15 protein-coding genes, 1 tRNA gene and 1 pseudogene are annotated in these 17111 nt (G+C 68.2%); 6 read left to right on the top strand and 11 right to left on the bottom strand.

Going from position 1 to position 17111, the window contains the following annotated elements; all coding sequences use genetic code 11:
* Positions 1 to 36: 36 nt before the first annotated feature.
* Positions 37 to 897, top strand: a complete 861-nt coding sequence (locus ASD25_RS10245) for an FkbM family methyltransferase (protein WP_162252068.1) — start codon at positions 37 to 39, stop codon at positions 895 to 897.
* A gap of 53 nt (positions 898 to 950) precedes the next feature.
* Positions 951 to 2072 (top strand): aromatic ring-hydroxylating dioxygenase subunit alpha, encoded by a 1122-nt coding sequence (locus ASD25_RS10240; RefSeq protein ID WP_056617009.1) that lies wholly within the window; start codon positions 951 to 953, stop codon positions 2070 to 2072.
* A gap of 51 nt (positions 2073 to 2123) precedes the next feature.
* On the opposite strand, the gene ASD25_RS10235 is transcribed toward ASD25_RS10240, so the two are convergent.
* Positions 2124 to 2786, bottom strand: a complete 663-nt coding sequence (locus ASD25_RS10235; RefSeq protein ID WP_056617006.1) for a TetR/AcrR family transcriptional regulator — start codon at positions 2784 to 2786, stop codon at positions 2124 to 2126.
* Positions 2787 to 3000: 214 nt separating this feature from the next.
* Positions 3001 to 4836 carry a cation:proton antiporter gene (locus ASD25_RS10230; RefSeq protein WP_056617004.1) on the bottom strand — a complete coding sequence of 612 codons (1836 nt, stop codon included), beginning with the start codon at positions 4834 to 4836 and terminating at the stop codon, positions 3001 to 3003.
* Positions 4837 to 4988: 152 nt separating this feature from the next.
* Here ASD25_RS10230 and ASD25_RS10225 point away from each other — a divergent pair, with 152 nt between their 5' ends.
* Complete coding sequence (locus ASD25_RS10225; RefSeq protein ID WP_056617001.1) at positions 4989 to 7115, top strand: M13 family metallopeptidase; 2127 nt, start codon at positions 4989 to 4991, stop codon at positions 7113 to 7115.
* 362 nt (positions 7116 to 7477) lie between these two features.
* Here ASD25_RS10225 and hisS read toward each other — a convergent pair.
* The 6 genes and pseudogenes from hisS to ASD25_RS10200 all read right to left on the bottom strand — a co-directional run.
* A pseudogene (gene hisS / locus ASD25_RS10220) lies at positions 7478 to 8776 on the bottom strand (histidine--tRNA ligase); the annotation flags it as partial.
* A 1-nt stretch (position 8777) separates the two neighbouring features.
* On the bottom strand, positions 8778 to 9067 hold a 290-nt coding region (locus ASD25_RS31900; protein WP_235562692.1), incomplete at its 3' end, for an ATP phosphoribosyltransferase regulatory subunit.
* A gap of 51 nt (positions 9068 to 9118) precedes the next feature.
* Positions 9119 to 10387 (bottom strand): DUF418 domain-containing protein, encoded by a 1269-nt coding sequence (locus ASD25_RS10215; protein WP_056616994.1) that lies wholly within the window; start codon positions 10385 to 10387, stop codon positions 9119 to 9121.
* Positions 10388 to 10469: 82 nt separating this feature from the next.
* Positions 10470 to 11039 (bottom strand): hypothetical protein, encoded by a 570-nt coding sequence (locus tag ASD25_RS10210; protein WP_056617219.1) that lies wholly within the window; start codon positions 11037 to 11039, stop codon positions 10470 to 10472.
* Positions 11039 to 11917, bottom strand: coding sequence for a 3-hydroxybutyryl-CoA dehydrogenase (locus ASD25_RS10205; RefSeq protein ID WP_056616991.1), 879 nt, complete (start codon positions 11915 to 11917; stop codon positions 11039 to 11041). Before ASD25_RS10205 ends, ASD25_RS10210 begins: the two co-directional genes overlap by 1 nt.
* 126 nt (positions 11918 to 12043) lie before the next feature.
* Complete coding sequence (locus ASD25_RS10200) at positions 12044 to 12349, bottom strand: YggT family protein (RefSeq protein WP_056616989.1); 306 nt, start codon at positions 12347 to 12349, stop codon at positions 12044 to 12046.
* Positions 12350 to 12525: 176 nt separating this feature from the next.
* On the opposite strand from ASD25_RS10200, the gene ASD25_RS10195 reads away from it, so the two are divergent.
* A tRNA-Ala gene (locus ASD25_RS10195) sits at positions 12526 to 12601 on the top strand.
* Positions 12602 to 12965: 364 nt separating this feature from the next.
* On the opposite strand, the gene ASD25_RS10190 is transcribed toward ASD25_RS10195, so the two are convergent.
* The gene (locus ASD25_RS10190; RefSeq protein ID WP_056616986.1) at positions 12966 to 13601 is read right to left on the bottom strand and encodes a response regulator transcription factor; all 636 of its coding nucleotides are present in this window, start codon (positions 13599 to 13601) and stop codon (positions 12966 to 12968) included.
* A 202-nt stretch (positions 13602 to 13803) separates the two neighbouring features.
* On the opposite strand from ASD25_RS10190, the gene ASD25_RS10185 reads away from it, so the two are divergent.
* Both ASD25_RS10185 and ASD25_RS10180 read left to right on the top strand, forming a co-directional pair.
* Positions 13804 to 15297 carry a PAS domain-containing protein gene (locus ASD25_RS10185; RefSeq protein WP_235562691.1) on the top strand — a complete coding sequence of 498 codons (1494 nt, stop codon included), beginning with the start codon at positions 13804 to 13806 and terminating at the stop codon, positions 15295 to 15297.
* A 103-nt stretch (positions 15298 to 15400) separates the two neighbouring features.
* Positions 15401 to 16381 carry a rhodanese-related sulfurtransferase gene (locus ASD25_RS10180; RefSeq protein WP_056616982.1) on the top strand — a complete coding sequence of 327 codons (981 nt, stop codon included), beginning with the start codon at positions 15401 to 15403 and terminating at the stop codon, positions 16379 to 16381.
* A gap of 1 nt (position 16382) precedes the next feature.
* Here the strand turns inward: ASD25_RS10180 and ASD25_RS10175 are convergent, their stop codons facing one another.
* Positions 16383 to 16655: an HPr family phosphocarrier protein gene (locus tag ASD25_RS10175; protein ID WP_056616979.1), complete on the bottom strand. Its 273-nt coding sequence runs from the start codon at positions 16653 to 16655 to the stop codon at positions 16383 to 16385.
* Positions 16652 to 17056 (bottom strand): PTS sugar transporter subunit IIA, encoded by a 405-nt coding sequence (locus ASD25_RS10170; protein ID WP_056616976.1) that lies wholly within the window; start codon positions 17054 to 17056, stop codon positions 16652 to 16654. Before ASD25_RS10170 ends, ASD25_RS10175 begins: the two co-directional genes overlap by 4 nt.
* Positions 17057 to 17111 lie beyond the last annotated feature (55 nt).

Raw genomic sequence — 17111 nt, 5'->3', positions numbered from 1 at the left:
CGGGGCACCATGCTGTTTCGCCGGATCGGAACGCCCATGTCGCTCGCCCCACAGATCGAACGGACCATCCGGTCGCTGCGGGACCGGTTCCTCGACGGGCTCATGTCCTCGAAGGCGCTGCGCAAGGCGGCCTACCGCCAGCTCTCCGCCGGCGACAATCTGGTGTACCGCCGGTTCGACGATCACGATCTTGTTCTGGATCCGGGCGATCTGGTCGGAAAGACCGTGCTCGAGACCGGCGATTTCGACCGGCGGCGCACGGACATGATCTGCGAACGGGCGGCGCGCCTCAGCGAGGGGCGCACGGTTCTGGAGATCGGCGCCAACATCGGCACCCAGACCCTCTATTTCATCCGCTCCGGCCTGTTTGATTCCGTCATCAGCCTTGAGCCGGATCCGAGAAACGTCGACCTGCTGCGGCTCAACGTTCGCATCAACGCGCTGGATGAAAGGGTAGCCGTCGTGGCCGCGGCGGCCGGAGCCGAGGCCGGGTCGCTGACCTTGAGACGGGACGCCGGCAACTCCGGCGGCGCGACCCTGCGGGCGGACCGGCTGCCCCAGATCGTGGACTCCGAAATCACCGTACCCGTGGTCACAATCGACGGGCTGGTCGAACAGGGCGACCTTGACCCGGCGGCGATCGGCCTGATCTGGATGGACGCGGAAGGGTTCGAGGATGAAATCCTCTCGGCCTGCACGCGGCTTCTCTCCCGGCGCACGCCGATGGCCTTCGAATTCACGCCGGGCTTCTATGATGACGCGACCCGGCAGCGGATCATCCGCACGGTCTATGCGCACTACACGGACGTCAGCATCATCGAGGCCCAAGGGTTCGAGCCGCTGGCCGAGGCGGACGCCATGGTGCTGAGGCGGCGCGTCGATCTGTTCTGCTGCTGAGCCCGCAGCGCGGCGATCGTGACGGCGGCGGGCCCGCCGTCTAGACTGGATGCATGAACCCAGCCGACAGCGCCCCCGTTTCCGACAAAACGCCAGAAGCCAAGGCTCCGCCGACCGCGTTCGGCAAGGGGTTCGTGCTGGACGCCTGGTATTTCGTCGCCCTGTCGCGCGACGTGGCCGCCGCCTCATTGAAACGATACGAGCTGCTGGGCGAACCCGTGCTGATCGGCCGGACGCGGGCGGGTCAGGTCTACGCCATGCGCGACATCTGCCCCCACCGCGCCGCGCCCCTGTCGGCCGGGCGGCTGGTCGAGAAGCCGGGCGAGGGCGAGACGATCGAGTGCTGCTACCACGGCTGGCGCTTCCGGCCGGACGGGGTGTGTGCGGCCATTCCGTCGCTGGTCGAGGATCAGGCCTATGAGACCGATCGCATCCGGGTGCGGTCCTATCCCGTGCGCGAGAGCCAGGGGATGGTCTTCGTCTGGGTCACGTCGGACCCGCGCAATCCGGCCGAGCCGGATCAGGAGCCGCCGCAGTTTCCCGGCGTGGTCGGCGGCGAGGCGAAACTGGTCGAATGGATGGATTTCGAGGCCCATATCGATCACGCGGTCGTCGGCCTGATGGACCCGGCCCATGGCCCCTATGTGCATCAGCAGTGGTGGTGGCGGTCGGAACATTCGATGCACGAGAAGGCCAAGGCCTTCGAGCCGCGAGAGCAGGGCTTCGCCATGGTGCGGCACGCACCGTCGTCGAACAGCCGGGCGTATAAAATCCTCGGCGGGGCGCCGGCGACGGAGATCACCTTCCGCCTGCCCGGCTATCGCTGGGAGCATATCCAGGTCGGGGAACGGCAGGTGCTGGCCCTGACCTGTCTGACGCCTGTCAGCGAGACGAAGACGCGGATCACCCAGATCTTCTGGTCCGACCACTGGGTGTTCGGACTCGCCAGGCCGTTCCTGCGCATGGGGGTGGTCGCCTTCCTGAAACAGGACGGCGGCATGGTGAACCTGCAGAACGAGGGGCTGCGCTACGACCCGGCGCTGATCTGGATCGACGACGCCGACAAACAGGCGAAATGGTACCAGCAGCTGAAGCGCGAATGGGTCAGGAGCCGCGCCGAGGGGCGGGCCTTCGCGAATCCGGTGAAGCCGGCGACATTGCGCTGGAAAAGCTGAAGGCCGCGACGGGGGTCGCGGCCTTCGACACGTCTGGTCGGCGGCGGAGTCTTACTGGCGCGAGAGCTGACCGGCCAGGATCACGTCGACCTGTTTGCCGATCTGCGTCGTCAGCTGCTGGATGGTCCAGTTGTCGTAGGCGGCGCGGCGGTAGTTCGACAGCCAGGCGTCGTAGATCATCTCGCCGAGCAGGCGGACGTCGGCGTCCTGACGCAGTTCACGCTCGGCCACGCCGGCCTGGAGGGCGTCGGTGACGACCGAGACCAGCGGCTTGATGGCCTCGCGCGAGCGCATTTCGGCGGCGACCGGCTGGAACCACGAGCGGGCGACGACGGCCTGAACCAGCGGCAGCTGCTCCAGAGAGGCGTGGTAACCGGCGGTCAGGGCGGCCAGCAGCCGGCCCTTCACGGTGGATTCAGCCGCGGCGGCGGCCTTCAGCGTTTCCGCCAGCTGGACCATGTCGGTGGACAGGACGGCCTCGAACAGCTCGGCCTTGTCCTGGAAGTTGGCGAAGACGGCGCCGGTCGACATGCCGGCGCCCTTGGCGATGTCGCGGATGGTGGCGGGCTCGTAGCCGCGCTCGGCGAACAGCAGGCGGGCGGCGTCCAGCACCTTCTGACGCGTCCGGACCTTGGCGGCCTGGCGGCGGTTCAGACGGGGGGCCTCCCCTTCAACATCGTTGGAGGGGGCGGAGGTCGGGGCGATATCTCGCATGAAGGGACTACTCACGAAGCGGCGGCTGACATCCGCCGGTAAAACTGAACGCCGAAGCGAAGGGTCTTTCGGGGCGCGCGCGGCGCGCAAAATCGCCTCAGGGGCGAGGACGGGCAGTCATCACGCAACGATGACCAAATTGGGGTAGCGGGATTAACGGCGCCATTAGCTTGGGGGTTAACGCGGCGACGGCGGCGTTTCCGTCGCCTGCGGCTCAGCGCCGCAGCGTGGAGCGCAGGGCGCGGGCGCGGCGCGGCGCCTCGCCGTCCGGCATCGCCTCCTGGAACACCTTGCGGAACCGGTCGCGCCTTTCGTGGATCGAGGCCAGAACCAGACCCATGGGCACGCCCAGATCGACGAGGGTGTTCTCGGCCAGCTGAAGACTGGCCTCGGTGGTTTCCGGCACCGCATCGGTGACGCCGAGGCTGTACAGGCGCGCCGCATGTTTGTCGTCGCGGGCGCGGGCGATCAGGACGACGTCGGGGCGGACGGCCCGCACCGCCTTCACGACCTCGTCCACCTTGGCGGGCGCATCCATGGTCACGACCACCGCCCGGGCCGAGGCAATTCCGCACAGGCCCAGCATCTCCTCGCGGGCGGCGTCCCCGTAGAAGACGTTCGACCCCTCGGCCCGGCCTTTGGCGACGGTGGACGGATCGGCGTCCACGGCGAGGAACCGCTGGTCGTGGGTCAGCAGGATTTCACCGACCAGCCGCCCGACCCGGCCGAAACCGACGATCAGCACCTGGCCGTCCTCGGCCGTGGGGCTGGTCGCCTCGTCCGGAAGATCGGGGCGGCCGGCCTCGACCTGTTTCACCAGACGCGAGGCGATCAGGGCCATCAACGGAATGCTGAAGATGCTGATGGTGGCCGCCAGCATGACCTGCCGCGTGAAGTCGGGCGAGGCGATTCCCTCGACCAGACCGGCGCCGAGGATGACGAAGGCGAACTCGCCCGCCGGCCCGAGGATGAGCGCCGTTTCGATGGCGACGCGGTTGCCCAGCTTCCACGCCCGCGCGGCCGCGTAGATCAGGCCGGCCTTGAGCAGGGTCATCATCGCGGCGAGGCCGAAGACCACGCCGGGGTCGGCGACCACCGCGTCCACATCCAGACCGATGCCAACGCCGACAAAGAAGACCCCGAGCAGCAGACCCTTGAACGGCTCGATCGACAGCTCGACCTCGCGCCGGAACTCGGTCTCGGCCAGCAGCAGGCCGGCGATCAGGGCGCCGAGGCTCATCGACAGGCCGGCGGCCTGGGCGGCGAGGCCGGAACCGACCACGACCAGCAGGCTGGCGGCGACGAACATCTCCTGCCCCTGCCCTCTCGCCTTGGCCTTGGCGACCGACCGGAACAGGGGCCGCAGGACCAGCCGGCCGAGCAGGAAGAGCAGGGCCACACCGACCGCGGCGGGGATGAGGGTGAACAGGGCCGGGCCCAGCACCGTCGGATCGAACTCGCCGGCCGGGGTAGCTCCGTCCTTCACCATGGCGGCGAGGAAGGTGACCGTGATCAGGATCGGGGCGACGGACAAGTCCTGGGCCAGAAGGATGGCGAAGGTCGAACGGCCGGACGTCGTCGAGATGCGGCCGCGCTCGGCCATCACCGGCATGACGACAGCGGTCGAGGACAGGGCCAGACCCATGCCCAGCACCGCCGCGGAAACCAGCGGCTGCCCCATCAGCATGAAGACGGCGCCGAGGCCGACCGTGCAGACGGCGACCTGGGTCAGACCCAGGCCGAAGACCAGCCGGCGCATGGCCTTCAACCGGCTCCACGAAAGCTCGAGGCCGATCATGAACATGAGAAAGGCGACGCCAAGCTCCGAGAGGGAGCGTATCTGTTCGGCGTCCGAAATGGTCAGCCAGGCGAGCCAGGGAACGGTCTCCGCCATACGGCCGAAGCCGTGGGGGCCCAACAGCACGCCCGCCGCGAGAAAGCCGAGAACGGGGCTGATCCTGAGACGGTTGAACAGCGGTACGATCACGCCCGCCGCGGCCAGAAAGACCACCAGATCCTGGTATTCGCCGCCGCCGCCGTGAATCGTCATCGCATCCCCAATGACGCTCAGCCTACAGGCTGAAACGCCGCTCCGTCCGGCTTTCCGTCGCACATGACAAAAAATTCAGGCGACAGCCCGGAACCGGGGCGTAGGGTCCCGGCCGACGCTGTCCACAGAGATGCGAAGTCGAGGGAAACCCCATGAAAAAAATGCTGATCGGCGCCGCGCTCGGCGCCCTGCTTCTGCCCGCCTCGGTGGCGGCCGCCCAGGACCATGAACACGGCTGCATCGACGAGGGCTGCACGGTCTACGAACTGTTCCAGACCCCGCAGGAAGGCGCCACGGTGCTGGGCTATCAGGGCACGGAAGCGCCGCGATACGGGACCTGGGGCTTCGACCTCGCCGGCCGCGACACCTCGGTGAACCCCGGCGACAGCTTCATGCGCTACGCCAACGGCGCCGCGCTGGATCAGATGCAGATCCCGTCGGACCGCACCAGCTATGGCTCGTTCGCCCTGCTGCGCGAACTGTCGGACAACCGCGTCAAGGCGATGATCGACGGTCTGGCCGCGCGCTCCGATCTGACCGCGGGCTCGGACGAACAGAAGATCGCCGACGCCTACCGCTCCTATATGGACGAGGCCCGTATCGAGGCGCTGGACGCCCAGCCGCTGGCCCCCTACCTGGCCGCCATCCGCGCCGCCAACACCCATGAGCTGGCCGCCGTCTACATGGGCGACACCCAGGGCCGCATCGGCGGCTCCATCTTCGGCACCGGCATCACCACCGACCAGAAGGCGCCGACCCGCTACGTCGTTTCGACCGGCCAGTCGGGCCTGGGCCTGCCCAACCGCGACTACTATCTGGAGCAGCGCTGGGCCGAGAAGAAGGCCCTGTACCAGACCTATATCGCGCGCATGCTGGAGATGGCCGGCTGGGAGAACGCCGCCGCGTCCGCCGAAGCCATCCTGGCCTTCGAGACCCGGATCGCCGAGGCGCACTGGACCGCCGCCGAGAACCGGAACCGCGACGAGACCTATAACGAATACACCATCGCCCGCCTGGCCGAGGAGGCTCCCGGCTTCCCGTGGCAGGACTATTACACCGCCGTCGGCGTGGGCGAGGTTCCGCGCCTGATCGTCCGGCAGGACACGGCCATGCCGAAGATCGCCGCCATCTACGCCGAGACGCCGATCGAAGTCATCCAGGCCTGGCAGGCCTTCCACACCGTCGACGACGCCGCACCACGCCTGTCGCGCCGCTTCTCCGACGCCCAGTGGGAGTTCCGCTCGCGCGACCTGAACGGCCAGCCGATGCAGCGCCCCCGCGACAAGCGCGGCATCAGCTTCGCCGAAGGCATGCTGGGCGAGGCCGTCGGCCGCCAGTATGTGGCCGAATATTTCCCCGCCGAGTCCAAGGCCAAGATGGAAGAGCTGGTGGCCAACCTGCGCACCGCCCTGGGCAACCGCATCCAGAACTACAGCTGGATGAGCGCCGAGACGAAGGCGGCGGCCGAGGAGAAGCTGAACAAGTTCACGGTCAAGATCGGCTATCCGAACAAGTGGCGTGACTATTCCGCGCTGGAAATCCGCCCGAACGACCTGTTCGGAAACGCCGAGCGCGCCGGCCTCTTCCAGTGGAACTACCAGCTGAACCGCCTGAACCAGCCGGTCGACAAGACCGAGTGGGGCATGACGCCCCAGACGGTGAACGCCTATTACAACTCGACCAACAACGAGATCGTCTTCCCGGCCGCCATCCTGCAGCCGCCGTTCTTCGATCCGGACGCGGACCCGGCCGTCAACTACGGCGGCATCGGCGGCGTCATCGGCCACGAGATCGGCCACGGCTTCGACGACCAGGGCTCCAAGTCCGACGGCGACGGCGTGCTGCGCAGCTGGTGGACCCCCGAGGACCGGGCCAATTTCGACGGCCTGACCAAGCGTCTGGGCGAACAGTACGCCCAGTTCGAACCGATCCCCGGCTTCACCATCAACCCCGGCCTGACGATGGGCGAGAACATCGGCGACGCCGCCGGCAACGCGGTGGGTCTGGAAGCCTACCACCTGTCGCTGAACGGCCGCCCGGCTCCGGTGATCGACGGCACGACCGGCGACCAGCGCTTCTTCTACGGCTGGGCCCAGGTCTGGCAGTCGAAGATGCGCGACGACTCCCTGCGCAACCAGATCGCCACGGACTCGCACAGCCCCGCCGAGTTCCGCGTCATCGGCCCGGTGCGCAACATCGACGCCTGGTATGAGGCGTTCAACGTCCAGCCGGGTTCGAAATACTACCTCGCCCCGGAAGACCGGGTGCGTATCTGGTAGGGCGTTCCACACGCTGAACGAACGAGGGGTCGGAGCCGAGTGCTCCGGCCCCTTTTTCTTTGCCCTCTCCCTCCCCTTCATGGGGAGGGACGATCGCGCAGCGATCCGGGTGGGGTGCGTCAGTTCTGCAGCCAATGGCGGAGAGTTCGCACTTCCCCACCCGGGCTCGGCTGCGCCTCGCCGTCCCTCCCCACTTCGGGGGAGGGAGAACTGATCTCCAGACGCAAAAAAGCCCGCCGCGGGGGATACATCGCGGCGGGCTTCTTTTCGCTCTTTGACGAGCGGACGTTTCCTCCCCGAAACGCCTCAGTCAATGAATACCCTGTGGAACCAACGGGAATTCCTGGGTTATCGCCGTTAACTCACGAACCTGTGTGTGCGCCTTCGACGATGGCGCGCACGGTTGCGATCAGGTCGCCGCGCGGGACCACGCGCTGACCCGGCCGTTCAGCCTTCCAGGCCTCGTTGTCGGTGACGCCGGCGGCCAGGGCGCGGCCCGCATCCAGGTCCTTTACCGTCACCTGTCCGGCCGCGATTTCGTCCCCGCCGAGGATGACGGCGGCGGGGGCCCCGCGCCGGTCGGCATACTTCATCTGGGCCTTCATGCCCGCCCGGCCGAGGTAGAGTTCGGCGGCGATCCCGGCGTTGCGCAGCTCTGACACCGCATCGAGATAGTGCTGCATGTCGGCGTCCGAGAAGACGATGACGACCACCGGGCCGCGCACGCCGTCCGCCCCGCCGCGGCCCGCCGCCTTGAGCGCCGAGGCCAGACGCGAGACGCCGAACGAGAAGCCCGTGGCGGGCAGCCGCTCGCCGGTGAATCGGGCGACCAGATCGTCGTAGCGCCCGCCGCCGCCGATCGAGCCGAAGCGCACGGCCCGGCCCTTGTCGTCGGTGGTGTCCAGCAGCAGTTCGGCCTCGAACACGGCGCCGGTGTAATACTCGAGCCCGCGCACGATGGTCGGATCGAAACGCACCGCCTCCTGCCCGACCTTCATGGCGTTGAGCGCCGCGTCGATGGCGGCCAGTTCGTTCAGGGCCCCCTCGCCGATCTCGCCCAGACCGCCGGCCTTCGCCACGGCGTCGAGCGTCTGCGCCCGCGTCAGGCCCTCGGTCCCGACCGAGGCGAGGAAGCCTTCGATGGTCGCGATCACGCCGGACGGCAGTTTCGCCCCCTTGGTGTAGTCGCCCGACTCGTCCAGCCGGCCCTCGCCCAGCAGGGCGGCGACGCCCTCCCAGCCCAGACGGTCGAATTTGTCGATAGCGCGCAAGGCGGTCAGCTTCTGACCGGCGTCCTCGATCCCGCCCGCGGCGAACAGGCCGTCGAACAGCTTGCGGTTCGAGACCCGGACCACGGCCTGACCGGCGTCGAGCCCGGCGGCGCGCAGACCCTCGCAGGCCATGGCGATGATCTCGGCGTCGGCCTCGGGCCGGTCAGAGCCGACGGTGTCGGCGTCGCACTGGACGAATTCGCGGAAGCGGCCGGGGCCGGGCTTCTCGTTGCGCCACACGGGACCGAAGGCGTAGCGGCGGAACGGCTTGGGCAGGGTCTCCCATCCCTGCGCCGCGAACCGGGCCAGCGGCGCGGTCAGGTCGTAGCGCAGCGCCATCCACTGTTCGTCGTCGTCCTGCAGGGCGAAGACGCCCTCGTTCGGACGGTCNGCGAACCGGGCCAGCGGCGCGGTCAGGTCGTAGCGCAGCGCCATCCACTGTTCGTCGTCGTCCTGCAGGGCGAAGACGCCCTCGTTCGGACGGTCGGCGTCGGGCAGGAATTTGCCCAAGGCGTCGGCGTATTCGAAGGCGCCGGTCTCCAGCGGCTCGAAGCCCCAGCGCTCATAGACCTCGGACACGCGCGCCACGAGGCGGCGCTCGGCGGTCAGGTCCGCGCCTCGGCGGTCGGCGAATCCGCGCGGATTGCGGGCTTCGGGGCGGATCGGCGTGTCGGTGCTCATGCCGCGCCGCTTAAGCCATCACCCGCCCCCCGGCAACGTTCAGGGCAACGCTCAGGCAGCGACCGGGGCCGCGGCGGGTTTGCGGATCGGCACCATCCGTCCGTAGGTCAGGCAGCGCCACACCCACTCCAGCGGTCCCATGCTGAACGCGGACAGCCACAGCGGCGACCAGATCAGCTGAGCGATCCAGACGCCGATCACCACCATCCACATCTCGGCCGGGCTGTGCGAGCCGAACCACATGGGGCCCCAGGGCGCATAGTAGAGGGTGACCATGATCAGGGTCTGGGTTAGATAGTTGGTGAAGGCCATGCGGCCGACCGGCGCGAAGACCGCGGTCAGCACCCGCAGCCCGAACCGGTTTATCAGGATCAGGACGCTGGCGTAGAACAGGGTGATCAGGGGCGCCATGCCGCCGGCGGCGGCGGCCAGGCCGTTGGTGGAGTCGGTCCCCTTGGGCGCCATCGCCTCCTGCCAGCCGAACCAGGCGAAGGCCGCCAGATTGGCGCCGCCGAGCGCGATGACCAGCAGATAGGTCCAGAGCGGCGACCGGCCCGAGAAATAGCCCGACTTGAACAGGCCCAGCCCGAGCAGCATCAACGGCACGGTGACGGGGATCAGGAACGGGCTGGCCATCAGCTGGAAGGTCGCCCAGGTCTCGAGGTTCGCCAGCAGGCCCGAGGGCCAGCCGGCGCGGTAGAGATCGATCGTGGCCTGGATGGCGGCGGGATCCATGGCCGGCATCCCGGCCTTCATCTGTTCCGCGTATTCCGCGGGCATGTTGGCCATGCCCCAATAGCCGGCCGTCGCGACGAGGCCCCACAGCAGGGTGATCGACCCGCCGACCCACAGCAGGCGGCGCGCGCTCCACGAGCGCATCAGCATCACCAGCAGGCCGCAGTAGGCGTAGTGGAACAGGATGTCGCCGTACCAGAAGACCGCGCCATGGATCAGGCCGATCAGCCCCAGCCACAACAGGCGGCGGCGCAGCAGCGGACCGCGGTTATCATCGAACCGCTCGCCGCCGACCAGAAAGACCGACACGCCGAACAGCATGGTGAACAGGCTGCGCATCTTGTCGGAGAAGAAGACGTCGGTGACCCACATGCCGATGTGATCGGCCTGGGTGAGCACGCCTGGGGGCGCACCCTCGGACATGGTCAGCTGGTAGGGCCAGGCGAAGGCGATGGCGTTGACGGCGAGAATGCCGAGGATGGCCCAGCCGCGCAGCACATCCAGATTGTAGATGCGGTCCTTCGGCCGGACGGGCTCGAGCGCGGGCGCGGCCCGCGGCGCGGATTCAATGTCGACTGCAGCCATGATTTTCCCCCGTCCCGGCGGGCGTCACAGTGGCGGAAGCGGCGATATCTGGAAACTGAATTCGCCGTAACCGGCGGCCCCGTCAGTCCGGGTCGCGGTCGCGCATGACGCCCAGACGGTCGCGGACCTCGGGCTGCGGCATGAAGGCGATGAAGGCCGCGCAGAGACCGGCCCACAGGGCGTAGCTGACGCCCAGCAGGACCGCGATCGGCAGGCCGCCGACGCCGTAGATCAGAAGCGTGGTCTCGGTCGCGCCCGCCGCCTGGGCGATGCCCCCGGCCTCGAACCAGCCGACGATCGACACGATCAGGGCCAGCGCGCCCTGAAGCCCCGCCGCCAGCAGGCCGCCGTAGAACATGAAGCGCCAGACGACGCCCAGCCGGGTCGAGGGACGGCCGGTCATATCGCGCTCGCGACCCAGCAGCCACAGACCGCCGGGCACCGCCGCGAAGCCGATGACCAGAACGACCAGACGCCAGTCCATCTCGAGACTGGGCAGCCAGTTCTGGGGCGGCCAGACGAGCAGGGTGATGACCAGCGGGGGCCAGAGCGCCCCGGCCAACGCCGCCAGCACGATGCGCTGCGGTTCGCGCCGCCACGCGACGCGCTGCTGACCCGGGAAGTCTTCCGGCTTTTCGAGCGTCGGGAGCATCATCGGGTCGGCGCCGGTTCCGGGCCGGAATAGTCGTAGAAGCCGCGCCCGGACTTGCGCCCCAGCCAGCCGGCCTCGACGTATTTCACCAGCAGCGGACAGGGCCGGTATTTGCTGTCGGCCAGGCCGTCATAGAGCACGTTCATGATGGCCAGGACGACGTCCAGCCCCATGAAGTCCGCCAGCTCCAGCGGCCCCATCGGATGGTTGGCGCCCAGCTTCAGCGCCTTGTCGATCGAGGCCACGTTGCCCACGCCCTCGTAAAGCACATAGACCGCCTCATTGATCATCGGCACCAGGATGCGGTTGACGATGAAGGCGGGGAAGTCCTCGGAATTGGTCGTCGTCTTGCCCAGCGACTCCGCGAAGGCGACGGCGGCGTCATAGGTCTGGGCCGAGGTGGCGATGCCGCGGATGATCTCGACCAGTTTCATCACCGGCGCCGGCTTCATGAAATGCAGGCCGATGAAGCGCTCGGGCCGGTCGGTGGCCGAGGCCAGCCGGGTGATCGAGATCGACGAGGTGTTCGACGCCAGCAGGGTGTCGGCCCCCAGATGCGGGGTCAGGTCGGCGAGGATGGATTTCTTGGCCGCCTCGTCCTCGATCGCGGCCTCGATGACCAGGTCGGCTTTCGCCGCGGCGGCGAGGGAGGGGGCGGCGGAGATGCGCGCCAGGGCGGCGTCGGCGGCGGTCTGGTCAATCAGGCCGCGCGCGACCTGGCGTGCAAGGCTGGCGGCGATAGCCCCTTGGGCTTGCGGCACGCGATCGGCGGCGGCGTCGTACAGCAGCACCTGATAGCCGCCCACGGCCACCGCCTGGGCGATGCCTGCGCCCATCTGGCCTGCGCCGACGATGGCGACGGAACGGATCGTGGTCATGAAGTCCGGTTGGCTGGCGGGCGCTGGGCCCGGTCGGAGCGGCACCTTAGGACCCTCGCCGGACGGCGCAAGGCCGGAAGCGAGGGTCGGTGAGGAACGGGTGAAGGCGTGTCGCGGCGGTCGCGCCTATCCCAGCATCTGGATCAGGATCGGCGCGGTCAGCCGGTTGAACAGGATCTTGAGGAAATTGATCAACAGCAGGACGACGATCGGAGAGATGTCGATCCCGCCCAGCGGCGGAATGACCTTGCGGAACGGCTCGAGGATCGGCGTGGTGATCCGGTCGAGGAAGTCGGCCAGCTGGGCGACGAACTGGTTGCGGCGGTTGATCACGTCGAAGGCGAACAGCCAGCTGAAGATGGCCGACAGGATGATCGCCCAGGTCATGAGCGACAGGATCGTATTAACCAGCCAGACGATGGCGTAACCCATGAAGGGACTCCGGAAACCGATTGAGCCCCGCTTCTAGCGTGGCCGCGCCCCACGTCCAACGATTACGGCGCCGCAGGGCTCCGCTCCGGACCGACCCGGCTCAACCCCGTTGACACTCCGGCCCCGCCCCTCGTATGTCGCCGGCTCGCCTGCGCCCCACTGACCGTGGGACAAGGGGGGCCGTAGCTCAGTTGGTAGAGCGCGTCGTTCGCAATGACGAGGTCAGGGGTTCGACTCCCCTCGGCTCCACCAGGCGCTCCACAGAGCGTCTCAGGCTTGGCGATATCCACGACAGCTCCCTGAACCGAACCGCGGGCGCGCAGGCCGTTGGAAAAAATCCGGCCCCGCACTGGGGCGGGACCGGTCAGTTTCATCGGGGACCCGGGGAGAGGAATCGGGCCGCCGGCAGTGCGAAGGACGGCTCCCTGCCGCTGGAATGTCGCGGTGACCGGGCTGGAAGCAGGGTCGAAGGGGCGGAATTCGTCCGGCGCATCCCGACCATGTCGGTCCGCGAAGCGCCGGGGTATCGGGCGCCCACGCTATGCGGCCGTCGCAGGCCCCTGAGAAAACTTCGCGGGTTCTCCCTGATCCGCATGGCCGCGTGCGGGCCCGGCGCCTAGGCCCGGATCAGGTTGTGCTTGATCGCGAAGCGCACGAACTCGGCGGCGCGGCGGACGCCGGCCTTGCGCATGGCCGCGGCGCGGTGGCTTTCCACGGTCTTGATGCTGATGCCCAGCTTCCGGGCGATCTGTTTGCTGCTGCAGCCCTCGGCGATCAGCTGCGCGACCTCGAGCTCGCGAAGGGTGAAGGTTTCCAGGCGCGACCGGGTGCGCTCGTGGACCGTCGCGTCCAGCAGCATCTCGGCGATGACCGGAGAGAAATACGGACGGTGCACGGCCAGAGCGCCGATCGCGGCGACCAGCTGGGCCTCGCCCTCGGTCTTGAGAAGATAGCCGCGGGCGCCGGCCGCCAGCCCTCCGGCGACCGTCTCGTCGTCGTCGTGCATGGTGAACAGCAGCACTTCCGTGGCCGGAAGCAGCTGCCGGATCTGACGGGTGACGGCCATGCCGTTCAGGCCGGGCATGGAGACATCCAGCACGACGACGTTCGGCTGCTGTTCCTGCGCCAGGGCCAGAATCGCGGAGCCTTCGCTCGCCTCGCCGCAGACTTCCCAGCCGGGTTGGTTCGCCACAACGTCCCGCACGCCCCGACGCACAATCTCATGATCGTCCGCGATCAGGACGCGCAGCATTCCAGCCCTCCCCAGTCTCAGTGATCAAGATACGGAAAAGTCACCACCTAGTATATAAGTTGAACTACTGATATGAACTTCCTGAGGTTGATGCGGGACTTGGGCTGGATATCGGCACGGTAGCGCACACCATCGCCTTACTATTGCTTCGGAAATCAGTATTTCTCTGACCGAGTCTCGATATGGGCCATATTTAGCCATGATGCCGGCGGGCGACCCTGGTCGTTACGTCGAACCGGCTGAAGGAGACTGGATTCTCGGCCTCGGCGCCCCGCTGGCTGTCGTGGCGGACGAAGGGGAAGGCCCTCGCTTCACCCGGATCAGCGCCGGCTTCCTGCAGGCGATGGGATGGACCCGGGCCGAGGCCGCCGGACGAACACTGGAGCAATTGCTCCCGCCGGATGCGTGGCTGGTCCTGAGCAACGCCTTCCACCGCGCGATTGAAGGGCGGGGCCCGGTGGAGGCGACCGCGCCGATCCGCCGTTCACATTACAAGACCTCCCCGACCTCCTTCAGGCTTCAGTCCATGCCGGGCGGGGCCGTGGTCGAGATCATCTCCCCGGCCGAACACCGGGACGGCGCCGTCGGCTGGCGACGGGTTCTGTTCCAGCATCTCAATCTGATGGGATCGGGCGCGGCGGCCATCTATGACCGCTCGCCGACCGTGGCGGCCGACGTCGCGACCCTGCTGGGGTACGCGGAAGACGCGTCGCCCGCCGAGGCCGATCTGATCCATCCCCAGGACGCTCCGCGCCTCGACGCGCACAGACGCCGGCTGGCGGCGGCGGACGAAGGCTATATCGCCCGCGTGACGACGCGGATGCGCCATGCGGACGGCGACTGGCGGTGGATCGAAATCCGCGAGGAGGTGCTGAACCGGACGCTCGACGGGGCCATGGGCCAGGTCCTCGGCTTCGCCATCGACGTCAGCGAGCACCACGCCCTGCTGGAGGCCGCGCACCGGCAGTCGCTGGCGGTGATGCATGCCGAGACCGAGGAACGGCGGCGGATCGCCCGGGAACTGCATGACACCATGGCCCAGTATCTGGTCGTCATCGACCTGGCCCTGTCGCGTCTGGAGCGGACTGCGGCGGCCCCGCTTCCGGACGAGCCCGTGGGGGATATCCGGCAGGCTTTGAAGGCCGCCCACGAGGAGGTGCGCAGTTTCTCCTGGTTGCTTCATCCACCCGATATCGAACGGCTGGGCCTGTCCCGCGCGATCGAGAAATTCGGCGCGGGCTTCGGCGCGCGCACCGGACTGTCGGTCGTGACCGAAACCGGAGAGTTGCCGAACCTGTCCTCGGCGTCCGAGCTGACGCTGTTCCGGATCACGCAGGAAGCGCTGATGAACGTCCATCGGCACGCCCGGGCGACCGAGGTCCATATCCTGTTGAAACCGTCGTCCGCCGCGACCGTCAGTCTGGACGTGATCGACAACGGGGTCGGACTGGCCGGCGCCAACCTGGACCCGACGTCCGGCGAAGGCGTCGGGGTCGGCCTGTCGGGCATGAAGGCGCGCGTCGAACGCCTTTCCGGAACCATGGCCGTCATGCCGGGCAAGACGGGCTTCCACCTGCGGGTTTCCCTGCCGGTCGAGGGTGCGCCCAAGGCCGGGCCCAAAGCGGGACCCAGGGCGCGGCGACGCCGGCGCGCGGCGGGCGATCAGGACGCGCCGCCTTCTGCGGATGGTCAGTGAGCGCAGGCCGCCCGGCCCATCCGCCTCGCCGCCACTCTGGCCAGTCCGCCGCCACGCTCGTATAGGCGTGCGCCGCTTCGAGCGCGGCGACTGAAAGAGATTCATGCGCGCGGACGATCGCGATCACACGGCGGAGGCAGGCGCGCTCCGCGTCGCAGCCCTGTACCGGTTCGCGGCCATCGCCGATTGCGAGGCGGTGCGCGAGCGGCTGGAAGGTCTGTGCCGGCCCGAGGTGCGCGGCACGCTGCTGGTCGCCCATGAGGGCCTGAACGGGACCATCGCCGGTCCGGCGGAGGCGATCGAACGGGTGCTTTCCAGCATCCGCGCCCTGCCCGGCTTTGCAAGCCTGGACGTGAAATATGCGACGGCGGAGAAGATGCCGTTCCATCGCCTGAAGGTGCGGATCAAGCCCGAGATCGTCACCATGGGCCAGCCGGACCTCGACCCGTCCGACGCCGGAACCTATGTCGCCCCCGCCGACTGGAACGCCCTGATCCGCGATCCCGCGACGGTCGTGATCGACACCCGCAACGACTATGAGGCGGCGGTCGGCGCGTTCGAGGGGGCGGTTCAGCCCAATACGCGCGGGTTCCGCGACTTCCCCGACTGGTTCCGGACGGAGGGCCGCGCCCTGCTGGATGGGCCCAACCCACCCAAGGTGGCCATGTACTGCACCGGCGGCATCCGCTGCGAGAAGGCGACCGCCTTCCTCAAGGCCGAAGGGGTTCAGGACGTCTTCCATCTTGAGGGCGGCATCCTGCGCTATCTGGAAACGACGCCCGAGACCGACAGCCTGTGGCGGGGCGAATGCTTCGTCTTCGATGAGCGCGTCGCCGTCGGCCACGGATTGACGCCCGGCAGCCACAGCCTTTGCCGGGGCTGCCGGATGCCGGTCAGCGAAGCGGGGCGCCGGTCGCCGCGCTATGTCGAGGGCGTGGCCTGCGACCGCTGCGCCGGCAGCCGCACCGAGGCGGACCGGGCGCGCTATCTGGAACGCGCGAAACAGGTGGAGATCGCGGACCGGCGCGGTGTGGTCCACATCGGGGCCGTGCAGACGCCGCCCGAGGATCAGGGCCCGGACTGACCTACTGGTCCTCGTCGAATTTGCGTTCGACCAGATCCGAGAGCGCGGCCACCGCGGCCTCGGCTTCGGGGCCCTCGCCCCTGATCTCGATGCCGCAGCCGTTGCCGGCGCCCAGCATCAGCAGCCCCATGATCGACAGGGCGTTCACGGTCACGCCGTCGCGGGTGACCTCGACCTCGGCGTCGAAGCTGGAGGCCAGTTTGACGAATTTGGCCGAGGCGCGGGCGTGAAGGCCCCGGGTGTTGCAGATGTTCGCCGTAGCCGTGACCGTCATTTCTCGCCCTGCAGCACCCAGCTGGCGACCGAGATGTATTTCCGACCCGCGTCCTGGGCGTGGGCCACACAGGATTCCAGCGGTTCGCGGCCCCGCACGCTGGCCAGTTTGATCAGCATCGGCAGGTTCAGCCCGGCGATGACCTCGGCGTGGGTTTCTTCCATCACCGAAATGGCCAGGTTGGAGGGCGTGCCGCCGAACATGTCAGTCAGCAGGATGACGCCGTCGCCGTCGTTGACTGCATTGGCGGCGTCGACGATGTCGCGCCGGCGGCGCTCCATGTCGTCCTCGGGCCCGATGCAGATGGCCGCGACCCCGCGCTGCGGGCCCACGACGTGCTCCATGGCCGCCAGAAATTCCGAGGCCAGTCCCCCGTGGGTGACGATCACCAGCCCGATCATGACGGTATAACCAAAGCTCACGCCCCGCGTCCGACAGCCCTTGAGCTTGCCGCAA

The sequence above is a fragment of the Brevundimonas sp. Root1423 genome (assembly GCF_001426805.1).
Note: the sequence above shows the minus strand (reverse complement) of the source record. Positions and strands in the feature narration are given on the sequence as shown.

What these genes read in the sequence shown, in the direction of transcription:
- ASD25_RS10245 (WP_162252068.1), top strand. Translation starts at nt 37, where the DNA reads ATGTCGCTCGCCCCACAGATCGAACGGACCATCCGGTCGCTGCGGGAC.
- ASD25_RS10240 (WP_056617009.1), top strand. Translation starts at nt 951, where the DNA reads ATGAACCCAGCCGACAGCGCCCCCGTTTCCGACAAAACGCCAGAAGCC.
- ASD25_RS10235 (WP_056617006.1), bottom strand. Translation starts at nt 2,786, where the DNA reads ATGCGAGATATCGCCCCGACCTCCGCCCCCTCCAACGATGTTGAAGGG.
- ASD25_RS10230 (WP_056617004.1), bottom strand. Translation starts at nt 4,836, where the DNA reads ATGACGATTCACGGCGGCGGCGGCGAATACCAGGATCTGGTGGTCTTT.
- ASD25_RS10225 (WP_056617001.1), top strand. Translation starts at nt 4,989, where the DNA reads ATGAAAAAAATGCTGATCGGCGCCGCGCTCGGCGCCCTGCTTCTGCCC.
- ASD25_RS10215 (WP_056616994.1), bottom strand. Translation starts at nt 10,387, where the DNA reads ATGGCTGCAGTCGACATTGAATCCGCGCCGCGGGCCGCGCCCGCGCTC.
- ASD25_RS10210 (WP_056617219.1), bottom strand. Translation starts at nt 11,039, where the DNA reads ATGCTCCCGACGCTCGAAAAGCCGGAAGACTTCCCGGGTCAGCAGCGC.
- ASD25_RS10205 (WP_056616991.1), bottom strand. Translation starts at nt 11,917, where the DNA reads ATGACCACGATCCGTTCCGTCGCCATCGTCGGCGCAGGCCAGATGGGC.
- ASD25_RS10200 (WP_056616989.1), bottom strand. Translation starts at nt 12,349, where the DNA reads ATGGGTTACGCCATCGTCTGGCTGGTTAATACGATCCTGTCGCTCATG.
- ASD25_RS10190 (WP_056616986.1), bottom strand. Translation starts at nt 13,601, where the DNA reads ATGCTGCGCGTCCTGATCGCGGACGATCATGAGATTGTGCGTCGGGGC.
- ASD25_RS10185 (WP_235562691.1), top strand. Translation starts at nt 13,804, where the DNA reads ATGCCGGCGGGCGACCCTGGTCGTTACGTCGAACCGGCTGAAGGAGAC.
- ASD25_RS10180 (WP_056616982.1), top strand. Translation starts at nt 15,401, where the DNA reads ATGCGCGCGGACGATCGCGATCACACGGCGGAGGCAGGCGCGCTCCGC.
- ASD25_RS10175 (WP_056616979.1), bottom strand. Translation starts at nt 16,655, where the DNA reads ATGACGGTCACGGCTACGGCGAACATCTGCAACACCCGGGGCCTTCAC.
- ASD25_RS10170 (WP_056616976.1), bottom strand. Translation starts at nt 17,056, where the DNA reads ATGATCGGGCTGGTGATCGTCACCCACGGGGGACTGGCCTCGGAATTT.